The sequence below is a fragment of the Candidatus Pelagibacter sp. HIMB1485 genome, assembly GCF_052048055.1.
In the GTDB taxonomy this organism is placed as follows: Bacteria; Pseudomonadota; Alphaproteobacteria; order Pelagibacterales; family Pelagibacteraceae; genus Pelagibacter.
In genome coordinates this window covers 92,286-112,257 of the sequence record NZ_JBNAIN010000002.1, presented here as the reverse complement: position 1 = coordinate 112,257, position 19,972 = coordinate 92,286, and the positions used below count along the sequence as shown (strand labels likewise).

The 19,972-nt window shown below is 30.1% G+C and carries 20 protein-coding genes; 9 read left to right on the top strand and 11 right to left on the bottom strand.

What is annotated here, in order from left to right:
- Positions 1-3: 3 nt before the first annotated feature.
- Genes ACTTA4_RS03090 through ACTTA4_RS03075 form a run of 4 tightly spaced genes read right to left on the bottom strand, consistent with a single transcriptional unit; the run spans position 4 to position 4,260 of the window.
- A complete protein-coding gene (locus tag ACTTA4_RS03090; RefSeq protein WP_262589057.1) occupies positions 4-1,128 on the bottom strand; it encodes a bifunctional 2-methylcitrate synthase/citrate synthase in 1,125 nt (374 codons plus the stop codon).
- The gene (gene prpB, locus ACTTA4_RS03085) at positions 1,128-2,024 is read right to left on the bottom strand and encodes a methylisocitrate lyase (protein ID WP_440633480.1); all 897 of its coding nucleotides are present in this window, start codon (positions 2,022-2,024) and stop codon (positions 1,128-1,130) included. Before prpB ends, ACTTA4_RS03090 begins: the two co-directional genes overlap by 1 nt.
- The gene (locus ACTTA4_RS03080; protein ID WP_440633479.1) at positions 2,024-3,526 is read right to left on the bottom strand and encodes an MmgE/PrpD family protein; all 1,503 of its coding nucleotides are present in this window, start codon (positions 3,524-3,526) and stop codon (positions 2,024-2,026) included. The genes prpB and ACTTA4_RS03080 overlap by 1 nt, the downstream gene beginning before the upstream one ends.
- A 53-nt stretch (positions 3,527-3,579) precedes the next feature.
- Positions 3,580-4,260 carry an HAD-IA family hydrolase gene (locus tag ACTTA4_RS03075; protein ID WP_440633478.1) on the bottom strand — a complete coding sequence of 227 codons (681 nt, stop codon included), beginning with the start codon at positions 4,258-4,260 and terminating at the stop codon, positions 3,580-3,582.
- A 69-nt stretch (positions 4,261-4,329) separates the two neighbouring features.
- On the opposite strand from ACTTA4_RS03075, the gene ACTTA4_RS03070 reads away from it, so the two are divergent.
- Genes ACTTA4_RS03070 through rpsD form a run of 9 tightly spaced genes read left to right on the top strand, consistent with a single transcriptional unit; the run spans position 4,330 to position 14,205 of the window.
- Entirely contained in the window at positions 4,330-4,953 is a 624-nt protein-coding gene (locus ACTTA4_RS03070) for a DapH/DapD/GlmU-related protein (RefSeq protein ID WP_440633477.1), read from the top strand.
- Positions 4,954-4,956: 3 nt separating this feature from the next.
- Positions 4,957-6,777, top strand: coding sequence for a glutamine--fructose-6-phosphate transaminase (isomerizing) (glmS, locus tag ACTTA4_RS03065; RefSeq protein WP_440633476.1), 1,821 nt, complete (start codon positions 4,957-4,959; stop codon positions 6,775-6,777).
- 35 nt (positions 6,778-6,812) lie between these two features.
- Positions 6,813-8,192 (top strand): class II 3-deoxy-7-phosphoheptulonate synthase, encoded by a 1,380-nt coding sequence (locus ACTTA4_RS03060; RefSeq protein WP_440633475.1) that lies wholly within the window; start codon positions 6,813-6,815, stop codon positions 8,190-8,192.
- Positions 8,193-8,231: 39 nt separating this feature from the next.
- Positions 8,232-8,969, top strand: a complete 738-nt coding sequence (gene nadE / locus ACTTA4_RS03055) for an NAD(+) synthase (protein ID WP_440633474.1) — start codon at positions 8,232-8,234, stop codon at positions 8,967-8,969.
- A gap of 45 nt (positions 8,970-9,014) precedes the next feature.
- On the top strand, positions 9,015-10,370 hold the full coding sequence (gene cysS, locus ACTTA4_RS03050) for a cysteine--tRNA ligase (protein WP_440633473.1): 1,356 nt from the start codon (positions 9,015-9,017) through the stop codon (positions 10,368-10,370).
- Complete coding sequence (gene cimA / locus ACTTA4_RS03045; RefSeq protein WP_440633472.1) at positions 10,367-11,968, top strand: citramalate synthase; 1,602 nt, start codon at positions 10,367-10,369, stop codon at positions 11,966-11,968. The genes cysS and cimA overlap by 4 nt, the downstream gene beginning before the upstream one ends.
- Before the next feature lie 2 nt (positions 11,969-11,970).
- The gene (locus ACTTA4_RS03040; protein ID WP_440633471.1) at positions 11,971-12,834 is read left to right on the top strand and encodes an urea carboxylase-associated family protein; all 864 of its coding nucleotides are present in this window, start codon (positions 11,971-11,973) and stop codon (positions 12,832-12,834) included.
- Positions 12,834-13,547: an RNA methyltransferase gene (locus tag ACTTA4_RS03035; RefSeq protein ID WP_440633470.1), complete on the top strand. Its 714-nt coding sequence runs from the start codon at positions 12,834-12,836 to the stop codon at positions 13,545-13,547. Before ACTTA4_RS03040 ends, ACTTA4_RS03035 begins: the two co-directional genes overlap by 1 nt.
- Before the next feature lie 40 nt (positions 13,548-13,587).
- Positions 13,588-14,205, top strand: coding sequence for a 30S ribosomal protein S4 (gene rpsD, locus ACTTA4_RS03030; RefSeq protein ID WP_440633469.1), 618 nt, complete (start codon positions 13,588-13,590; stop codon positions 14,203-14,205).
- A 9-nt stretch (positions 14,206-14,214) separates the two neighbouring features.
- Here rpsD and grxD read toward each other — a convergent pair whose 3' ends face one another.
- Genes grxD through purB form a run of 7 tightly spaced genes read right to left on the bottom strand, consistent with a single transcriptional unit; the run spans position 14,215 to position 19,969 of the window.
- A complete protein-coding gene (grxD, locus tag ACTTA4_RS03025) occupies positions 14,215-14,547 on the bottom strand; it encodes a Grx4 family monothiol glutaredoxin (RefSeq protein WP_440633468.1) in 333 nt (110 codons plus the stop codon).
- On the bottom strand, positions 14,547-14,777 hold the full coding sequence (locus tag ACTTA4_RS03020) for a BolA/IbaG family iron-sulfur metabolism protein (protein WP_262589071.1): 231 nt from the start codon (positions 14,775-14,777) through the stop codon (positions 14,547-14,549). Before ACTTA4_RS03020 ends, grxD begins: the two co-directional genes overlap by 1 nt.
- Positions 14,777-16,969: a phosphoribosylformylglycinamidine synthase subunit PurL gene (gene purL, locus ACTTA4_RS03015; protein WP_440633467.1), complete on the bottom strand. Its 2,193-nt coding sequence runs from the start codon at positions 16,967-16,969 to the stop codon at positions 14,777-14,779. The genes ACTTA4_RS03020 and purL overlap by 1 nt, the downstream gene beginning before the upstream one ends.
- Positions 16,966-17,649: a phosphoribosylformylglycinamidine synthase I gene (gene purQ / locus ACTTA4_RS03010; RefSeq protein ID WP_440633466.1), complete on the bottom strand. Its 684-nt coding sequence runs from the start codon at positions 17,647-17,649 to the stop codon at positions 16,966-16,968. The genes purL and purQ overlap by 4 nt, the downstream gene beginning before the upstream one ends.
- 3 nt (positions 17,650-17,652) lie before the next feature.
- Positions 17,653-17,895, bottom strand: a complete 243-nt coding sequence (gene purS, locus ACTTA4_RS03005) for a phosphoribosylformylglycinamidine synthase subunit PurS (protein WP_440633465.1) — start codon at positions 17,893-17,895, stop codon at positions 17,653-17,655.
- Complete coding sequence (gene purC / locus ACTTA4_RS03000) at positions 17,892-18,677, bottom strand: phosphoribosylaminoimidazolesuccinocarboxamide synthase (protein WP_440633464.1); 786 nt, start codon at positions 18,675-18,677, stop codon at positions 17,892-17,894. The genes purS and purC overlap by 4 nt, the downstream gene beginning before the upstream one ends.
- Positions 18,677-19,969, bottom strand: coding sequence for an adenylosuccinate lyase (gene purB / locus ACTTA4_RS02995; protein WP_440633463.1), 1,293 nt, complete (start codon positions 19,967-19,969; stop codon positions 18,677-18,679). Before purB ends, purC begins: the two co-directional genes overlap by 1 nt.
- Positions 19,970-19,972 lie beyond the last annotated feature (3 nt).

Below are 19,972 nucleotides of genomic sequence, written 5' to 3'. Positions count from 1 at the left end.
GTATTATCTGTAATTTAATTCCATTACTTTTCGATGCTTGCTACCTTTATATTTAGCAAGTGGTCTAATAAGTTTGTTGGCAGCGTGTTGTTCCATAATATGTGCTGACCAACCAGTAATCCTAGAAATAACAAATATAGGTGTGAAAAAATCAGTATCAAATCCCATTAAATGGTACATTGGACCAGTAGGGTAGTCTACATTGGGATGGATATTTTTCTTTTTGATCATAACTTTTTCAACAATGTCATAAATTTTTTCAAACTTTTTATCTTTTTTAAGTTTGGCAACTTTACCAAAATAATTTCTCATAGTTGGAACTCTAGAATCTCCTGATTTATAAACTCTATGACCAAAGCCCATAACTACCTCTTTGTTTTTAAGAGCATTGTTAATCCATTTTAAAGCATTTTCTGGTTTTTTAATTCTGTTCATCATGTGCATCACTTCTTCATTAGCACCACCATGTAATGGACCTTTTAAACTAGCAATTGCACCTGTAATTGCTCCATGAATATCAGATAAACTACTTGTAATCGTTCTAGCAGTAAAAGTTGAAACATTGAAACTGTGCTCAGCGTACAATATTAGAGAAACATCAAAAGCTTTAACAATTTCTTTTTGAGGTACTTTTCCAAAGCACATATAAAAAAAGTTTTCAGCAAAAGTTAAATTCTTTTTAGGTTTGATTATTTTTTTACCACTTCTAATTCTGTAAAATGCAGCAAGAGCAGTGGGTGTTTTTGCAAAAATTCTTAATGCTTTTCGCATATTAGCCTCTGGAGTAGAGTTGGAGGTTTCTTTATCTTCTAATCCCATTACACTAACAGCTGTTCTTGCAACATCCATTGGATGAGATTTTTTTGGCATGTGTTTTATAATTTCATACAAATTTTTTGTAAGTTCTCTATTGTTTCTTTCTTCTTTTTCAAACTGTCTTAATTGGATAGTGTTAGGTAAATCTTTGTTTAAAATTAAATAGGCAACTTCTTCAAATCTGCAGTATTCACATAAATCTTGAGCAGCATACCCCCTATAAGTCAGAGAGTTAATCTCCGGCATAACTTTTGAAACTTCAGTTTCATCTACAACAATTCCAAGTAAACCTTTTTTAATATCATCACTCATTATTCATGTCCTTCTGTACTAAAATTATAAATTTTTTCATCTAAAGAATTGTATTTTTCGTATTCTACCAATTCATACAATCTTTTTCTTGTCTGCATCTTATCTATTATATTATTCTGATGTCCATTTGCATAAATGTCTCTTAATCCATCTTCAACATTTTTCATTGCTAGTCTTTGTGTAGTTACTGGATATATAACAATATTATAGCCAAGGTTTTCTAACTCCTTATAGTTAAATAACTTGGATTTACCAAATTCTGTCATATTAGCTAACAAATAACATGAAAGTTCTTTTCTTACTTTTTCAAAATCTTTTTCATCATGCAAAGCTTCAGGAAATATAATTTCTGCTCCAGCATCAATATAAGCTTTACATCTATCAATCATTTTATCAATTCCCTCAACACTTTTTGCATCTGATCGTGCTATAATTTTAAAATTTTGATCTTTTTTTGCAGCTACACATTCTTTTATTTTTGAAACCATGGCCTCTGTTGAAACAAGTTCTTTATTATCTAGGTGCCCGCATCTTTTTCTTTCAATTTGATCTTCCAAATGAACACCAGTTAATCCAAACTCTTCGAAAGTCTCTATAGTTTCTTTACAAGATTTAAATCCTGTATCTATATCAACAATTGTTGGAAGATTTGTTACCCTAGATATTAAATAAGATCTGGTACTTACATCTTGAAGTGTTGTTAAACCAATATCAGGAAAACCAAGATCATTAGCCATAACACCTCCCGATACATAAACTGCATCATAACCAATTTCCTCAATTAATTTCGCTGTTAGTGGATTGTAAGCACCAGGAACCCTCAGAATTTTATTTGATTTAAGTTTTGAATCAAAATCTATTCTTTTTTGGCTTGGTTCTTTTTCAACAAAGTGCATTAAAAAATTCCTTTTTTTAAATTTCTTTTTAACTTACTTTTTTTTACTTCAATATTTAGTTTGTCTAATTTACCAGCTTTTAAGTTTTTTAAATTTTGAACATTTCTTAAAAAACGATCACTCTCTTTTTTATCTAAAATGCCATCTGTTAGAGTTAAAAATTTATTTATATAATTTTCTCTTTTAAATGGTCTTGCTCCATATGGATGAGCATCAGCTCTATCTAGTTCTTCAGTTACTTTTTTCCCACTGTTCAATGTAACAACAACTTTTGCTCCAAAAGATTTCTTTTTTGGATTGGGATCATGATATTTTTTTGTCCATTTTTTATCTTCATAGGTTGTTATTGAATTCCATATCTTAATAGTACTTTTTCTATTAGCTCTTGATTTTGTATAAGATTTTACATGATGCCAATCACCATCTTCAAGAGCAACTGCAAAAATATACATAATAGAGTGATCCAATGTTTCTCTACTTGCATTTGGATCCATTTTTTGTGGATCATTTGCACCTGTTCCAATTACATAATGTGTATGATGACTTGTATAAATATCTATTTTTTTAATTTCGTTTAAATTTGGTATTTTTGTTTTTAATTTTTTTGCAAGGTCTATCAAGGCTTGAGATTGATACTCTGCAGAATATTCTTTTGTATAAGTTTCTAATATAGCTTTTTTACTTTCTCCTTTTTTAGGTAATGGAACTTTATATTTTGCTTTTTTACCATCAAGAATTCTTGCAATCACACTATCTTCACCTTCATAAATTGGACTTGGAGCACCTTCACCCCTCATAACTCTATCAACAGCCTCTATTGCAAGTTTACCTGCATGAGCAGGTGCATATGCTTTCCAGCTTGATATTGCTCCTTTCCTAGATTGTCTTGTAGAAATAGTTGTGTGTAGTGCTTGCTGAACTGCTTGATAAATTGTTTCAGTATTTAATTTTAACATGGATCCTAATCCTGCAGCAACACTTGGACCTAAGTGAGCAATGTGATCTACTTTATGTTTATGTAAACAAATACCTTTAACTAAATTCACCTGAACTTCGTAAGCAGTAATAATTCCTCTTAATAGATCTAAACCACTTTTTTTATTTTGTTGAGCCACACTTAAAAGTGGGGGAATGTTATCACCTGGATGACTGTAATCTGCAGCTAAAAAAGTATCATGAAAATCAAGTTCTCTTACAGCAGTTCCATTTGACCAAGCTGCCCATTCGCAATCAAATTTTAATTTTGAATTAACACCAAAAAGAGTTGCGCCATTTTTTCTAGAATGCTTTAAAGCCATTTCTCTGGATGAAACTACTGGTCTCCTATTTAAAGAAGCAATAGCAACTGAAGCATTATCAATAATTCTGTTGATAACCATTTCAACTGCTTCTTTATTTAGTTTAGCATTATCACTTGCAATTTCTGCAATTTTCCAGGCAAGTTGTTTTTTCTTAGGTAAATGAATTTTAGACGGAAAAACTTTAACTGTATGTAGTAACAAAATAACTCCTTATAAGTAATTTTGTTTTAATAGCTAAAATAAATTAATCAATATTAAAGATATTTAGATATGATTTTTTCGATACCAACAAAATCTTTTATTAGGTGATTATGGTATATTTCATCAGTTTTTTTTTCAGTGTATCCATCCTCAAGTAATATCATTGGAATCTCTGCAGCTTTTGCAGAATTAGCATCTGTTTCACTATCTCCAATCATAATAGATTTTTTTAAATCACCATCTAAAATTTCTATAACTGTAGTCAAATGTCTTGGATCAGGCTTACAATAATCAAATGTATTGTACCCCGCTACATATTCAAAATAATCATAAATTCCAATTTTTTTTAAAAGATCAACAGCTAGATGTTCTGTTTTATTAGTACATACAGCCATAGAGATATTTTCATTTTTACACCAATTTAAAAAATTTTTTGTGCCATTAATTAAAACACTTTCTCTTAAAATATTTTTACCATAATAAGATATGAACTCATCAGTCATATCATTTTTAACTTTTTCATTAATACTAGTCAGTTCTTTTTTTGCTTGGCTCCATATTGATCTACCAATCATAGCACCAGCACCTTTTCCAACTGAACTTTTTAAATCATCTAGTGATTTGGTAGGGTATCCAAATTTTTTCATCACATGATTGTGCGCAAGCATCAAATCTGGTGCTGTATCGACTAATGTTCCATCTAAATCAAATAATACTGTAAATTTTTGTTTCATATCAAAAGTATTTTAAAGAAATAATTTGTGAATTAATTAACATATATACTTAATGTAAAGAAAATCTAGATGAAACCTACAAAGCAGCAAAATAATCAAAACAAACTTCGAAATAAGTTTTTAAAAGCTGGTGTTAAAATGACAGATCCTGAAACTATTTTTTTTTCAAATGATACTAAAATTGGAAAAGGAGTTACAATCGAACCATATGTGGTAATTGGTTCTAAAGTTAAAATAGGAAATAATGTTATTATTAAATCTTTTTCACATTTAGAATCTTGTAAGGTAGAAAATAAAGTTGAGATAGGTCCTTATGCAAGAATTAGACCCGATACAATTCTTAAAGAAAGTTCAAAAGTAGGTAATTTTGTAGAGATTAAAAAATCAATTGTTGGAAATAAATCAAAAATTAATCATTTATCTTATGTTGGAGATAGTGATATTGGTAAGATGGTAAATGTTGGAGCTGGAACAATTACTTGTAATTATGATGGTGTAAAAAAAAGTAAGACAATAATTAAAGATAAAGTATTTATAGGATCAAATTCATCTTTAGTAGCTCCTGTAAAAATTGACAAAGAAAGTATTGTTGGTGCAGGGTCTGTAATAACAAAAAATGTTAAAAAAAAATCTCTAGCACTAACCAGATCTGTACAAGTGGAAATTAAAAATTATAAAAGAAAGACAAAATAAATTATGTGTGGAATTATAGGAATATCTAGCAATAAATCTGTTTCTGCAAATATAATAAATTCTTTAAAAAAACTTGAATATAGAGGTTATGACTCTGCTGGGGTTGCAACTTTATTTGATGGTCAGTTAAATGAAGTTAAATCTGAAGGAAGAGTTGATAATTTAGAACAAAACTTTGATCTAAAATCTTTAAAAGGAAATATAGGTATAGGCCATGTCAGATGGGCTACTCATGGAATTCCTAATAGTATTAATGCCCACCCACACTCATCAGACAATGTGTCTGTTGTCCATAATGGAATAATAGAGAACTCAACAATTTTAAAAAAACACTTAATTAATAAAGGCCATGCTTTCAAATCTCAGACTGATACCGAGGTAATTGTTCATTTAATTACAGAAAATTTAAAAACTATGGAACTTGAAGAGGCATTAACCAAAACTTTAAAACAACTTCATGGAAGTTTTGCATTAGGTATAATTTTTAAAGATATGCCTGATTTGATTGTAGGGGCGAGAAGAGGATCACCATTAGCTGTTGGTTATGGTCCTAATGAAAATTACCTAGGGTCAGACTCTTATGCTTTAAAATCCATGACAAACAAAATTACTTATCTTGATGATGGAGAGTTTTGTATTGTTAAAAAAGATCAAGTTTATTTTTATAATGAAGAAGGCAAGAAAATTAACAAAAAAATTTTAGAATTATCATCTAATGAATCAACTTATGATAAAGGTGACTTTAAACACTTTATGGCTAAAGAAATAGAAGAGCAACCTGTAACAATTAAAACTGGAATCAAAGAGTATTTAGATAGTGTAAATAATGAGATAAATATTTTCAATTTTCCATGGAAAATCAACGAAATTAAATCAGTTACTTTAATTGGTTGTGGTACAGCTTATCATTCATGCTTAATGGCAAAATATTGGTTTGAAGAATTAACTTCTTTAGATGTTAATATCGATATAGCTTCTGAGTTTAGATATAGAAAAAATAGGTTTAAAAAGGATAGTTTATATATTTTTGTTTCTCAGTCTGGTGAGACTGCAGATACTTATGCGGCCTTGGATCTTTGTAACAAAAATAACATGAAAACATGTGCTGTAGTTAATGTAATTGAAAGCTCTATAGCAAGAGATTCAAATTTTGTTTTACCAATTCACTGCGGACCTGAAATTGGTGTTGCATCAACAAAAGCTTTCTTAGGTCAAATACTTGTATTATATATTTTAGCTTTAAAAATTGGATCTTTGTCTGGTCAAATTGATAAAAAAAATTATCAAGAAAAAATTAAAGATCTTAAAAACCTACCAAGCTTAATAGAAAAAACTTTATTAATAGATAATGATATTCAAGCAATCTCTTCAACATTCAATGAAGCTAAAGGATCTATGTTTCTTGGAAGAGGTTTCTCTTTCCCAATAGCTTTGGAAGGTGCATTGAAATTGAAAGAATTATCTTATGTTCATGCAGAGGGTTATCCAGCAGGTGAAATGAAACATGGACCACTTGCTTTAATAGAAGAGGGGATGCCAGTTGTTGTTCTGGCACCAAGAGACAGTTACTATAAAAAAACAATTTCTAACATGCAGGAAGTTATAGCAAGAGGTGCCAAAGTTCTTTTAATCACAAACAAAAGTAAGGATGAAATTTTTTCGGAGAATATTTGGGAAACTATTGAGGTTGAAAATACCAATGATGATTTATTACCATTCCTTTTAACAATTCCACTTCAAAAGCTTGCATATTATTCAGCCTTGAAAATGGGTTATGATATAGATAAGCCAAGAAACTTAGCTAAATCAGTCACAGTTGAATAAAGTTTAAACTCTGCTAAAACACCTCTAGGTTGAATATGAAAAATTGGAAAAAAAATAGTTGGAGAAAATATCCGGTTAAACACATACCGGAATATCCAGATAAAAAAGAACTGAATAAAGTTTTAGATAAAATTGGAACTTTTCCTCCTTTAGTATTTGCTGGAGAGACTAGGCATTTAAAAGATCAGTTAGCTGATGTTGTAGATGGAAAAGCATTTTTACTTCAGGGTGGAGATTGTGCAGAAAGTTTTGCTGAATTTAACCCTGATAATTTAAGAGATACATTTAAATTAATTTTGCAAATGTCTTTAGTTTTAACTTACTCAGCTTCTTTACCAGTAGTTAAAGTCGGAAGAATTGCTGGTCAATTTTCAAAACCAAGAAGTTCTCCTGTTGAAAATAAAGATGGTGTGGAGCTTCCAAGTTATTTAGGTGACAATATAAACGGAATGGAATTTACCGAAAAAGCAAGAATACCTGACCCAAAAAGATTATTTAAAGCTTATTCTCAATCTGCAGCAACTCTAAACCTTATAAGAGCATTTTCAAAAGGAGGTTTTGCAGATTTGAACAAAGTCCATTTATGGAATCTAGGCTATATTAAAAAAAGCCCAGAAGCCAAAAAATTTAAAGATCTTGAAGATAAAATTGCAGACGCTATAGCATTTATGAGAGCGTGTGGAATTACCTCAGATTTCAATAATAGATTATATACAGTAAATTTTTGGACATCACACGAAGCGTTATTGTTACCTTTTGAAGAAGCCATGACTAGAACAGACTCTACTACAGGTGAGAACCATGATACTTCAGCTCATTTTGTTTGGATTGGAGACAGAACAAGACAGCTTGATGGAGGACATGTTGAGTTTTGCAGAGGGATTGAAAACCCAATAGGTATAAAATGTGGACCAACACTAAAACCAGATGATTTAATTAATCTTTGTAACCGAATTAATCCAAAAAATGAAAAAGGTAAAATAACTTTAATTTCAAGATTTGGAGCAGATAATGTTTCAAAATTTTTACCAAAATTAATTAGAGCAATTAAAAAAGAAGGATTGAACGTAATTTGGTCTTGTGACCCATGTCATGGAAATACAATTAAAGCTGCAACAGGCTTTAAAACTAGACCATTCAACAGTGTACTAAATGAAGTAAAAAATGTTTTTGCATGTCACCAAAGTGAAGGAAGTTATGCAGGAGGTCTTCACATTGAATTAACTGGTCAAGATGTAACTGAATGTATTGGTGGAGCACAAAAAATTTCTGAAGAAGATCTTTCTTCAAGATACCATACTCATTGTGATCCTAGGTTGAATGCTAACCAAGCTTTAGAATTAGCTTTTATGATTTCAGATGAGATTAAAAAGAATAGCTCATATTCTAAAAATGCAGATAGAGCGGCATCTTAAGTCATTGTAAAATCTTAATAAAAAAATATTTTATAAACAATGAATGTTACAGAAAAAACAAAGTTTATATCTAATTGGATTAAAAACTATGTAGACAATATGCCCACAAAGGCACAGTCTCTTGTTATAGGAATATCTGGTGGTATCGACTCATCTGTTTCTAGTACCTTAAGCGCGATGACTGGTTTAAAAACAATAGTTTTATCGATGCCAATTAAACAAAAATCACATCAACATGATCTAAGTTTAAAACACCAGGAATGGTTAGTAAAAAATTTTAAAAATGTTGAAGCTCATACAATTAATTTAGATGAATTGTTTTTGGCATTTAGTTCAAGTTTATCTAAATTTGATAATGAGCATGGAATGGCAAATTCTAGAGCAAGATTAAGAATGACTACACTTTACCAAGTTGCTGCAGCTAATAAAGGAATAGTAGTTGGAACTGGAAATAAGGTAGAAGACTTTGGTGTAGGGTTTTACACAAAATATGGAGATGGAGGTGTAGATATCTCTCCTATAGCGGATTGTAATAAAACTCAAGTTTGGGAGCTTGGCAAAGAACTTGGTATTTTAAATGAAATTATTGAAGCAGCACCTACAGATGGTTTGTGGGATGACGGTAGAACAGATGAAGGTCAGCTTGGGTTAAAATATGAAGAACTTGAGGAAGCTATGGATAATCCTAAATCCTCCAATAGAGCAAAATACGAAACCATTAGAAAACAAAATTTGCATAAAATGGAGCCTATTCCAGTATGCAAAATTCCAAATTAATCAAATAGATTCACAAATCTATAATTTAAGTATATTTCTAAAATTATGAGTAACGATATTTTTTTAACTAACAATCTTACAAACAAAAAAGAAAAATTTGTTCCAATAGATGAACAAAATATAAGAATGTATGTTTGTGGACCAACAGTTTATGATGACCCTCATATTGGAAATGCAAGACCAATAGTTGTTTTTGATATCCTTTATAAAATTTTCAAAAAAAAATATTTAAAAGTTACTTATGTTAGAAATATTACAGATGTAGATGATAAAATTATTAAATCCTCAAAAGAAAATAATATTTCAATTTCAAAGTTAACAAATAAAGTTACAGAAAGTTTTGGTGAAGATTGTAATTATTTAAATTGTGAAACACCAACTCATCAACCTAAAGCAACTGAAAATATTGATTTGATGATTGAAATGGTTTCTGAATTAATCAAAAAAGGTTTTGCTTATGAGAATAAGAACCATGTCTATTTTGAGGTAAAAAAGTTCAATGATTATGGTCAGCTATCAAACAAAAAACTAGAGGACTTAATTGCTGGATCAAGAATTGAAATAAGTGAAAATAAAAAAAATTCGGAAGATTTTGTTTTATGGAAGCCATCAGCAAGTGACGAACCTTCTTGGGACTCACCATGGGGAAAAGGAAGACCTGGATGGCATTTGGAATGTTCTGCAATGTCAAAAAAATTTTTAGGAGATGAGTTTGATGTTCATGGAGGGGGTATTGATTTAATATTTCCCCATCATGAAAATGAAATAGCACAATCAAGATGCGCTAATGGCACAAAGGTATTTGCTAATTATTGGTTGCACAATGCATTTATTACTATGTCTAATGAAAAAATGGCAAAGTCTCAGGGTAACATTTTAAAAATAAAAGATTTTAGAAATAAGATAAGTGGCCAGATTTTAAGGTTAGCTTTAATGAGCGCACATTACAAACAACCATTAGATTGGAATGATAAGCTTTTAGAAGATTGTCAAAATACAATTAATAAATGGTACAATGTTTATGTAGATAGTAAAAAAAATACAGATATCTCGGATGAAATACTTGAACCTCTTTATGATGATTTAAATACACCAGGTTACATAGCAAATTTACATAAATTATATGAAAAAGCACAAAAAGGTGATGACAATGACAAAGCTTTATTTGTTTCTGCTTGTCGATTTGTAGGTTTATTAAATCAAAATAAAGAGCAGTGGTTAAGTTTCAAAAAAAGTAAAGCCTCTATTTCTGAAGAAGAAATATTGAAGAAAATTGACGAAAGAAATAAAGCAAGAGAGGAAAAAAATTATGAAGAAGCTGATAAAATTAGAAAAGAACTCTCAGACAAAGGTGTTTTAATAGCAGATAAAGATGGTAAAACGATTTGGAAATTTAAATGAGTAAAGAACAACTTTATATTTTTGATACAACATTACGTGATGGTGCACAGACACAAGGTGTAGATTTTTCTATTGATGATAAAGAGAAAATTGCATCTGCATTGGACTTATTGGGTGTTGATTATGTTGAAGGAGGTTGGCCTGGTGCTAATCCAACAGACACAGAATTTTTTAATAAAGATTATAATTTTAAATCAACTAAATTAACAGCATTTGGAATGACAAAAAAATCAGAGCATAGTGCTGAAAATGATCCAATGTTATCATCATTAATTAACTCAAAAAGCTCATCTGTTTGTTTGTTCGGTAAATCATGGGATTTCCAAGTGAAAGTTGCCTTAGGAATTACTAACGAGCAAAATTTAACCAACATAAGTGAAAGTACTAAGCATATTGTTAATTCAGGTAAAGAATTTATGTTTGATGCTGAACATTTTTTTGATGGATATAAATCTAATTCTGAGTACGCATTGTCTTGTTTAAAAGCTGCTTATGAAAATGGAGCAAGATGGATTATTTTATGCGATACTAATGGTGGAACACTACCTCATGAAATTTCTAAAATTGTAACTGAAGTAACTAAACATATTCCAGGAAAAAATTTAGGAATACACGCTCATAATGATACTGAAAACGCTGTTGCTAATAGTCTTGCAGCAGTTCAAGCTGGCGCAAGACAGGTTCAAGGTACTATAAATGGATTAGGTGAAAGATGTGGTAATGCAAACTTGATGTCATTAATACCCTCATTTTTCTTAAAAAAAGATTTTTCTGATAAATTTGAACTTAGTATTAAGAGAGAAAATTTGAAAAATTTAACACAATGCTCAAGATTACTAGATGAAATATTAAATAGAAAACCTAACAAACATTTACCTTATGTTGGTGCATCAGCTTTTTCACATAAAGGTGGAATGCATGTATCTGCAGTTCAAAAAGATCCAAAAACTTATGAGCACATTAATCCTGAAGAGGTTGGAAATTCTAGAAATATCGTAGTTTCAGATCAATCTGGACAATCAAATATAATGTCTAGATTAAATTCAATTGGGATTAATATTCAGAAAAGTGATCCAAAAATAAAAAAACTTTTAGATGAAGTAAAAGATAGAGAGTTCATTGGTTACAGCTATGATGGCGCAGATGCATCTTTTGAATTACTAGCAAGAAGATTGATGGGAGAGATACCAAGATATATTTCAATTAATGAATACGATGTTTCTGTAAAGAAAGATAAAACAGGAGAGATTATATCTTATGCTAAAGCACAATTAGAAGTAGATGGAGATAAAATTTTATGTGAGGGACAAGGAAATGGACCTGTTAATGCTTTAGATAATGCAATAAGAAAGAATGTTAACAAGCTTGCTAAATATTCTGAATATTTGAAAGATTTAAGACTTGTTGATTACAAAGTTAGAATTTTAAATACAGGTACAGAAGCAGTTACCAGAGTTAGTATTGAAAGCACAGACTCTAAAGGAGTGAACTGGTTTACAATTGGAGTATCACCCAACATAATTGATGCTTCATTCAAAGCTTTAGTGGATAGTTTAGATTATAAATTGTTTAAGGATAAAGCACCTGGAAGTTTATAAAAATGAAAATTAAAAAATTTTCTGAAAAACCATCAAATATTAATAGTAGAATAGGGGCAAAACCCATCGTTTGTTATCCAAATAATACTATTGAGGATAAAAATTTAAACATTCTACATTCTGCAAGAGATCATTTAGTTAAAAAAAAGGAAGTAATTATACCTCCACGAGATGCGAAAACATTTGAGGTTAAATTTGGTGAGTTTTTTAGAATTGAAAGTGTAGATGGCGCACAAGTAGGAGATTTAAATTTATTTAATTTAAATAATTTAGAAGAAAAATTTTATTCAGGAAAAACAAGAGCTTTATATGGGACTCATCTTTCTGTTGGAGACAAAATGTTTAGTAGTTTTCCATATCTAAGGTCTTTAGCTACAATAACTTGGGATACTTTAGATTGGTATGATTATGATCAGGATGGTGGTTCTGTTCATGATGTAATTGGAACCAGATGCGATCCTTATACCTCAAAACTTTTGAGTGATAATGATTACCACTACTGTTGTCATTCAAATTTAACTAGAGCATTAGTTAAAGAAAAAAATGTTCAATTAGATCATGCAGAAAAAATAGTTCATGATGTATTAAATGTATTTATGCTAACTGGTTTTACTAATGACACCAAACAATACTTCATGAAAGCTAGCCCTGTAAGGCCAGGAGATTATCTGGAGTTTTTTGCTGAAACAGATTTGTTGGGTGCTCTTTCAGCTTGTCCCGGGGGAGATTGTGGATCTGAACACTCTTCCGATGTTGCAAAATGTTATCCATTAAAAGTTTCTATTTGGTCTGTAGATCCCAAGTATTTAAAAGATATTAAACCTTCTGCTGTTTCTAGTTATAACAGAGATCACGGCATTGATTAATGTCTGTTAACAATATTTCTTTCATTTTACATAAGCCTCAGCTTTCAGAAAATATTGGAGCATGCGCACGAGGGATGAAAAATTTCAATTTTCAGAAATTAGTTGTTGTAGATCCTAAACCAATATTTCCAAACGATAAAATTTTAGCAACTTCTGTTGGTGCTAAGAATATTATTAACAAAACAAAGAGTTATGAAAATTTAGAAAGGTCTTTGAAGAATATTGATATTGTTATTGCAACATCTGCGAGATTTAGAAATAAAAATATTAAGCATATTCAATTAGAAGATTTAAAAAAAATTAACTATAAAAAAAAAGTAGCATTCCTTTTTGGATCAGAAGCATCAGGTTTATCTAATAATGAGATTAGTTACGCAAATTATACCCTCCAAATTCCAACAAACCCTGAATTTAAGTCATTAAACCTCTCTCATAGTCTTATAATTATTGCTCAATATGTATCAAGTATTCTTAATTCAAAAGTGACCCCTTTTAATAAATCAAATAAAGTAAAATCTGCCTCTAAAAAAGAGATTGTTGCTATGGCTAATTTATGTATTCAGAATCTTGAAGAGATTAATTTCTTTAAATCAAAAGAGAAGAAGCCAATAATGCTAGAAAACCTGAGAAATGTCTTTTACCGGATGGAATTATCATCAAAAGAATCGCGTATTTTATCTGGTGTATTTGCAAGTTTAGGCAAAAAACGTTGATTGACAAAAGTAAGAGTAAGTTTATAAAGCCCACTATTAAATGACAAAAAGATTAAACTCTAAACATAAAGTAGACAGAAGATTAAAGGTTAACCTATGGGGTAGACCTAAAAGTCCTTTTAATACTAGAGCATATGGACCTGGTCAACATGGTCAAACAAAAACATCTAAGCCTTCAGATTATGGAATTCAGCTACAAGCTAAGCAAAAACTAAAAGCATATTACGGAAATATTAACGAAAAACAGTTCAGAAACATTTACAAAAAAGCAGTTATGCTCAAGGGTGATACAGGTGAAAATTTAATTGGCCTTTTAGAAAGAAGATTAGATGCGGTTATCTATAGAGCAAAATTTGCAACTACTATTTTCTCAGCTAGACAATTAATTAACCACGGTCACGTAAGAGTTAATGGTAAGAAAGTAAATATTGGAAGCTATTTAGTAAAAGAAGAAGATACAATTGAAATTAGAGACAAATCTAAGCAATTAGCAATTATTGATATCGCTCTAGCAAATAAAGAAAGAGAAACTCCAGAATACATCCAAATGGATGAGAAAAATAAAAAATTAAAATTTGTAAGAGTTCCTAAATTTGAAGAAGTTCCTTATCCTGTAATAATGGAACCCAATCTTGTAATTGAATATTACTCTAGATAATTTCTAGATTTAATTTTTAAAATTAATACCTTTATCCTCAAGAACTTTTTTAAGTTCTCCGTTTTCGTACATTTCTTTTACGATATCACATCCACCAACAAATTCTTTTTTAATATACAATTGAGGAATTGTTGGCCAGTCACTGTAAATTTTAATACCTTCTCTGATGTTTTGATCTTCTAAAACATTTACTCCTTTAAAATTTACTTCAAGAATTTTTAACATGTTTGAAACAGCCATTGAAAAACCACACTGTGGAGCATCTGGAGTTCCTTTCATAAACAAACAAACATCATTGTTGTCTATATGATTTTGAATTATATTTTTTGTATTATCGTCCATTATTGCTCCTTTGTTTTAATTGCTAGGGCATGTAATTCATTTCCCATACGTCCTTTTAGAGAATTATATACCATTTTATGTTGTTCAATTTTACTTTTTCCTGAAAACTGAGAAGAAGTCACAGTCGCTGAATAATGATTTCCATCACCTGCTAAATCTTGAATCTCTACAACAGCATCAGGCATCGCTTCTTTAATTAAACTCTCAATTTCTTTTAAATCCATTGCCATTAGTTACTCATATAGTCTTTAAGCCACTTTGTATTTGAACTTATTAATTCGTCAATTGTAACTTTTGTCTTATCATCAAAATATAGTTCATTTTCACTAATTGTACCAAGTTCGTCAAAATGAACAGCATTTTTATTCATTATATCTGTGACTTTTTTTAAATCTTTTTTATTAACCTCAATAATGTAACGCCCTTGATCTTCACCAAAGAAATATTCCAATTCATTGATTAAATATTTTGGTTTATTTAAATTTATTCCTTTTTTACCTTTGATACACATTTTTGCTACCGCTGTAATAATTCCACCTAAAGAAACATCATGAGCACTTTTGATTAGATTAATTTCGATAAGTTTCAGTAAAGTTTCTCCATTATTTTTTTCATTAAATAAATTTATTTCTGGGGGAGGACCATTTTTTTTGTCTAATATATTCCTTGCAAATAACGTTTGATCTAAATGTCCCTCTGTTTTTCCAATAACTAAAACCACATTATCAATCTCTTTAAAATCCATAGTGATCATTTTATTGTAATCCTTTAACAAACCTACACCTCCAATAGCAGGAGTTGGCTTTATACCTTTATCTTTAGTTTGATTGTAAAAAGAAACATTTCCTGAAACTACTGGGAATTTTAAATATTCACTTGCTTCACCAATTCCCTGAACACATTCGACAAACTCACCCATATTCTCTTCATTTTCAGGGCTTCCAAAATTTAAACAATTAGTAATAGCTATAGGTTTTGCACCAACAGCAATTAAATTTCTAAAACTTTCACAAACAACTTGTTTCCCACCGGTAAGAGGATGAGCCCAACAATATACAGCAGAACTGTCAACTGAAGCAGCTATAGCTTTATGTGTTCCATGCACTCTCACAACCCCAGCATCTCCACCTGGTTTTTGAATAGTATCTCCCATAACTGTATGATCATATTGCTCCCAAATCCAATCTTTGCTACAAATATTCGGGTTTGCTAAAACTTTTTTCAGAACATCTATAATTTTGAAATTTTTTAAATCTTCTTTTTTAATTTTATTCTTTTTAGGTAGCTTTGCTTTTTTCCATTTACGATCATACATAGGTGAATTTTCAACTAATGTATTTACAGGGATATCAGCTACATTTTCATTATCAAAGTAAAGTTGTATTTTTTTTGAATTAGTAGTTTTGCCAATCACTGCAAAATCTAAATTCCATTTATCAAATATTTTTTTTGCTTGTTTTTCTTTTCCATTTTCTAAAACAATCAACATTCTTTCTTGGCTTTCAGAGAGCATAATTTCATAGGGAGTCATTTTAGCTTCTCTACAAGGAACTTTGTTGAGATTTATTTCAATTCCAAGATTTCCTTTAGAGGCCATTTCAATACTTGATGAGGTTAATCCTGCTGCCCCCATATCTTGAATAGCAATAATAGAGTCTCCAGCCATTAATTCTAAACAAGCTTCAAGTAACAGTTTTTCAGTAAATGGATCTCCAACTTGAACAGTGGGTTTCTTTTCCTCTATTTTGTCATCAAAACTTGCTGAAGCCATACTAGCTCCATGAATTCCATCTCTTCCTGTTTTTGAACCAACATAGATAACTGGTTTATTTAAACCTGCTGCTTTTGAATAAAAAATTTTGTCTTTTTTGACCAAGCCAAGGGTCATTGCGTTAACTAAGATATTTCCATTATATGAGCTATCAAAACTTGTTTGCCCTGCAACTGTTGGAACACCCATACAATTTCCATATCCTCCAATTCCATGAACAACACCTCTTAATAGATTTTTTGTTTTTTTGTGTTGAGGTGACCCAAAATGAATTGAGTTTAAATTTGCAATAGGTCTAGCACCCATTGTAAATACATCCCTCATAATACCACCAACACCAGTTGCTGCACCTTGATAGGGCTCAATAAACGATGGATGGTTATGACTTTCAATTTTAAATACAATTGCATCATTATCTTCAATATCAATAACACCAGCATTTTCTCCTGGTCCCTGAATTACTTTTTTTCCTTTTGTTGGAAGTTTTTTTAAATGAAGTCTTGAGGATTTATAAGAGCAATGCTCATTCCACATTGCAGAAAAGATACCAAGTTCAGTAATATTTGGTGTTCTTTTTAATAATTCACAAATTTTAGCATATTCATCTTTCTTTAAACCATGATCAATAGCTACCTGTTCGTTTACCATCATTTTAAATTGTTAATTAAATTATTAAAAAACATTGAACCATCTTCTCCGGATAAACAATTGTCAATCATTCTTTCAGGATGAGGCATCATCCCTAAAACATTTTTTTCTTTATTAAATATACCAGCGATATTTTTAACCGAACCATTTGGATTAAAATCTTCTTCTACTTTTCCATTTTCGTCACAATAATTTATTGCAACTTGCTCATTATCTTCAATTTCCTTTAATTGATCTTTTGTACAAAAATAATTTCCTTCATTGTGAGCTATATGAAATTCTAAAACATCATTTTTAATATTATTAAAATAATTATTTGATTTGTTATTAATTTTTACAAACACATTTTTACAAATGAATTCTAAATATTTGTTTCTTAACAACACACCAGGAACCAAGCCTGTTTCAACTAGTATTTGAAAACCATTGCAAATTCCCATGACCATACCACCAGAGTTTGCAAAATTAATTACTGATTTCATAATTTTAGATTTAGAAGCCATACTTCCACATCTTAAATAATCACCATATGAAAACCCTCCAGGCAACACTATTAGATCACTTTTTGGAAGTTCCACATCATCATGCCAAACCATTTTGTTTTTAAATCCAAATTTTTTTAGAGCAACATCCATATCTCTATCACAATTAGATCCAGGAAAAGTAATGACGGATGATTTCATTGATTATTTAAGATCAATAATTTTATAGTTTTCAATTACGAGATTAGCTAAAAGTTTTTTACACATTTCTTCTACTTTATCTTTAGCTTTTTTTGGATCATTTTCTTTTGTATCAATTTCAAAGTATTTTCCTTGTCTAACTTCGTTGACATCATCAAAACCCATCCCATCTAAAGTTTGATGAATAACTTTACCTTGAGGATCTAAAACATCTTTTTTTAAGGTAATGATTACTGAGATTTTCATTTTTTCTTTCTTTTAACAGATGACAATTTTGTAACATTCACAGCACTCACATTTGATTGTTCATGCAAAATACCCAATCTTTTTGCAACTTCTGTGTAAGCTGGAATTAAATCACCTAAATCTTTTCTAAATCTGTCTTTATCAAGTTTTTTATCGGTAATACTGTCCCAAAGTCTGCATGTGTCAGGGCTAATTTCATCTGCCAGTATTACTTCTTGCTTACCATTAGATTTTAATCTTCCAAACTCTAGTTTGAAATCAATCAATTTAATTCCAACTCCTCTAAACATGCCAATCATAAAGTCATTAATTCTTAAAATCATTTTTTTAACTTTATCAACTTCATTTTTAGTAGCCCAATCAAAAGCTATTATGTGCTCTTCTGCAATTAGAGGGTCACCTAATTTGTCATCTTTTAAACAGTACTCAATTAATGGTTCTTTTAAAACAGTTCCATCTTCAATACCTAGTCTTTTAGTGATAGATCCTGTTGCAACATTTCTAACAATAAATTCAATTGGAATTATCTCAACTAGTTTTATTATTTGTTCACGCATATTTAATCTTTTTACTAAATGATTTTTAATTCCTATTTGAGATAAATTTGAGAGAATATGTTCAGATATTCTATTATTTAAAACACCTTTTCCTTCAATTGTAGTTTTCTTTTGATTATTGAATGCTGTCGCATCGTCTTTAAAATATTGAATAACTATATTTTTATCATTTGTTGCATAAATGATTTTTGCTTTACCTTCGTATAGTTTTTTTCCTTTTTTCATTATTTAAAAACTCTTCTAAAGATCAAATTCACATTTTTAAAGTGTTTTGCGTAACTAAATATTGATTTAAGCCTTTTCGTTGTAATTTTGCTCATAATAAACTTATCATTAGATATCACATCAAATAAATTTAGGTTTTCTGCAAAACATTTTTTTGCATACGATTGAACCATTCTGTAAGATTTTTCTCTACTTAAACCAGATTTAGTTAATTCTAGCATAACTTCTTGAGAGAAAATTAGCCCTTTTGTTATATTCAAGTTTTCTAACATTTTTTTAGGGTAAACAATCATGTTGTCTAAAATATTTGTTAATCTAACTAATGCAAAGTCTGTTGTAATATTTGCATCAGGACCAATGTTTCTTTCAACACTCGAGTGTGAAATGTCTCTTTCATGCCATAGCGCTATATTTTCTAGAGCTGGTATCACAGCACTTCTAACCATTCTAGCTAAACCAGTTAAGTTTTCACTTAAAATTGGATTTTTCTTATGTGGCATCGCAGACGATCCTTTTTGTTTTTTTGAAAAATACTCTTGTAATTCATAAACCTCTGTTCTTTGTAAATGTCTTATCTCAATTGCAACTCTCTCAATTGAACCTGCAATAATACCTAAAACTGAAAAATAAAATGCATGACGATCTCTTGGAATCACTTGTGTTGAAATTGGCTCAACTTTTAAACCAAGTTTTTTTGCAACATGCTTTTCTACATTTGGACTTATATTTGCAAAAGTCCCAACTGCTCCTGATATTGCACAGGTTGATACTTCATCTATTGCATCTTTAAGTCTTTTTCTGTTTCTTTTAAATTCCTCATAAAAAGAAGCTAATTTTAATCCAAATGTAACTGGTTCGGCATGAATTCCATGACTCCGCCCCATACATGGAGTCATTTTGTATTTTTTTGCCTGCCTTTTAAGTACTTTTAAAATTTGGTCGATGTCTTTTAGAATTATTTTTCCAGATTGAACTAATTGAATATTAAAACTGGTATCAAGCACATCTGATGAAGTCATCCCTTGATGTAAATATCTTGCTTTAATTCCTGCTTTTTCTGTAACAGAGCTAAGAAAAGCTATAACATCATGTTTAACTTCAGATTCAATTTTATGTATTCTATTTACATTAATAACTGCTTTTTTTCTGACAATTGAAGCTACTCCTCTTGGAATTTGACCAAGTTTTTCCATTGCCTCAGCAGCTGCAACTTCTACATCTAGCCAAATTTTATATTTATTTTCCTCTGACCAAATATCAGTTAATTCTTTTCGAGAGTATCTTTTAATCATTAA

Bases quoted from the DNA above. Each gene is read 5' to 3' on its own strand.
- ACTTA4_RS03090 (WP_262589057.1), bottom strand. From the start codon at position 1,128: ATGAGTGATGATATTAAAAAAGGTTTACTTGGAATTGTTGTAGATGAA.
- prpB (WP_440633480.1), bottom strand. From the start codon at position 2,024: ATGCACTTTGTTGAAAAAGAACCAAGCCAAAAAAGAATAGATTTTGAT.
- ACTTA4_RS03075 (WP_440633478.1), bottom strand. From the start codon at position 4,260: ATGAAACAAAAATTTACAGTATTATTTGATTTAGATGGAACATTAGTC.
- ACTTA4_RS03070 (WP_440633477.1), top strand. From the start codon at position 4,330: ATGAAACCTACAAAGCAGCAAAATAATCAAAACAAACTTCGAAATAAG.
- glmS (WP_440633476.1), top strand. From the start codon at position 4,957: ATGTGTGGAATTATAGGAATATCTAGCAATAAATCTGTTTCTGCAAAT.
- ACTTA4_RS03060 (WP_440633475.1), top strand. From the start codon at position 6,813: ATGAAAAATTGGAAAAAAAATAGTTGGAGAAAATATCCGGTTAAACAC.
- nadE (WP_440633474.1), top strand. From the start codon at position 8,232: ATGAATGTTACAGAAAAAACAAAGTTTATATCTAATTGGATTAAAAAC.
- cysS (WP_440633473.1), top strand. From the start codon at position 9,015: ATGAGTAACGATATTTTTTTAACTAACAATCTTACAAACAAAAAAGAA.
- cimA (WP_440633472.1), top strand. From the start codon at position 10,367: ATGAGTAAAGAACAACTTTATATTTTTGATACAACATTACGTGATGGT.
- ACTTA4_RS03040 (WP_440633471.1), top strand. From the start codon at position 11,971: ATGAAAATTAAAAAATTTTCTGAAAAACCATCAAATATTAATAGTAGA.
- ACTTA4_RS03035 (WP_440633470.1), top strand. From the start codon at position 12,834: ATGTCTGTTAACAATATTTCTTTCATTTTACATAAGCCTCAGCTTTCA.
- rpsD (WP_440633469.1), top strand. From the start codon at position 13,588: ATGACAAAAAGATTAAACTCTAAACATAAAGTAGACAGAAGATTAAAG.
- grxD (WP_440633468.1), bottom strand. From the start codon at position 14,547: ATGGACGATAATACAAAAAATATAATTCAAAATCATATAGACAACAAT.
- ACTTA4_RS03020 (WP_262589071.1), bottom strand. From the start codon at position 14,777: ATGGCAATGGATTTAAAAGAAATTGAGAGTTTAATTAAAGAAGCGATG.
- purL (WP_440633467.1), bottom strand. From the start codon at position 16,969: ATGATGGTAAACGAACAGGTAGCTATTGATCATGGTTTAAAGAAAGAT.
- purQ (WP_440633466.1), bottom strand. From the start codon at position 17,649: ATGAAATCATCCGTCATTACTTTTCCTGGATCTAATTGTGATAGAGAT.
- purS (WP_440633465.1), bottom strand. From the start codon at position 17,895: ATGAAAATCTCAGTAATCATTACCTTAAAAAAAGATGTTTTAGATCCT.
- purC (WP_440633464.1), bottom strand. From the start codon at position 18,677: ATGAAAAAAGGAAAAAAACTATACGAAGGTAAAGCAAAAATCATTTAT.
- purB (WP_440633463.1), bottom strand. From the start codon at position 19,969: ATGATTAAAAGATACTCTCGAAAAGAATTAACTGATATTTGGTCAGAG.